Genomic DNA, 1,377 nt, shown 5'->3' with positions numbered 1-1,377 from the left:
TCAGTCGATCACATCGGGTTAGAGGAAGCGTCTGCTTGGGAAGAGTGTGGAAGCAACCCAAGCAGACAGCGAGATAGAGGAAGAGCACCTGCTTAATTTTGTCGTCAACAGCCTCGACGAGGAACTTGCGATAGATCTCGGCGAGAACGTCGAAGTCACCACGGAGAAACTGTACGAGGTCCTCGCCGGCGCCAGCGCCGGCGGGACCTCGATCAACCACGTCTGCGAAACAACCGACGACTCACCGCACGCCAACACCGTCCGAGGACATCTCACCGATGAGTTCGACCTTGACACTGTTGAGGCGGTTGGAGACACGCTCCTCCAACGGGATGCTCTCGAAACACTGCCGGATCGACCGATGGAGGTCTGCGCAGACCTCCACCTCGATCCCTACTACGGTGACGAAGATGAAACCGAGGCCCTGTACTTCTCACAGGCCAAGCGTGGAACAACGACGTTTCACGCGTATGCGACGCTCTACGCGCGAGTGCGTAACAAGCGGTACACGCTGGCGGTTCGCCAGCTTGTTGCTGGCGACACCACCAGCGATGTCCTCGCTGAGTTCCTCGAACTCCTCGACGGCCTTGACCTCGGCGTCAAGGCCGTCTACCTTGACCGCGGTTTCTACAACAGCACCTGTCTCGGACTGCTGTACGCGCACAACTACGCCTACGCTATGCCGATTGTCAAGTGGGGCGAGTCGATTCAAAACGAACTCAGCAAGGGCTGGAGCCGCGAGATCGAACACGATCTCGCCGGCGAGGTGGCCTTCCCCGTGTTCATTGACTGTGTCTACCAGCAGGGACGATACGACGAACACGGGGTGGCGCGTCACGGCTACGCCGCTGACGCGCCGTTTATCGACACGCCACGGGATGCGCGAGAGCACTACAGCAAGCGCTTCGGCATCGAGTCGAGCTACCGATTAGCCAAGCAGAGCCTCGCGTTCACCAGTTCTCAGGACGCTGGCTTGCGGCTGATGATGTTTGTCGTGAGTCTGCTGCTCCAGAACAGCTGGCGGTATCTCCACTGGAAGTACGTGGCGGCGCCCCGCCACGGGGGGCGCCGCCTCTGGAACTGGTCGTTCACGGAGTTCTGTGAGATGGTGCTGCGGGCCGCCTGGACAGCGCTCGGTGTGCGCAGGGCTGTTCCAGCGAACCAGTCACTCGACGACCGGTTCTTCCGGTAGCTGTCCACCGGTCCGGACAGCGGCCGTGAGTGGCGACACTGTCGCGTCGGCGGCGATCCGCCGCCGACAGCGACGGTTCATCCCAAAGATCACGCTCACCAGCGCTTCGAAGACGATCCACGACCAATTCGATCTGATTCACCGGCATCAGACGAGATTACGCGGCTGTCGATGTGATCGACTGA

The 1,377-nt window shown here is 60.6% G+C and carries 1 protein-coding gene; it reads left to right on the top strand.

The features are described from left to right. Positions 1-46 precede the first annotated feature (46 nt). Positions 47-1,192 (top strand): ISH3 family transposase, encoded by a 1,146-nt coding sequence (locus tag EAO78_RS17585; protein WP_122107032.1) that lies wholly within the window; start codon positions 47-49, stop codon positions 1,190-1,192. Positions 1,193-1,377: the final 185 nt, after the last annotated feature.

This window comes from Halobellus captivus, from assembly GCF_003697845.1.
GTDB classification, from domain to species: Archaea; Halobacteriota; Halobacteria; order Halobacteriales; family Haloferacaceae; genus Halorubrum; species Halorubrum glutamatedens.
The sequence above is the reverse complement of the archived record's forward strand: the minus strand, read 5'-3'. Positions and strand labels throughout refer to the sequence as shown.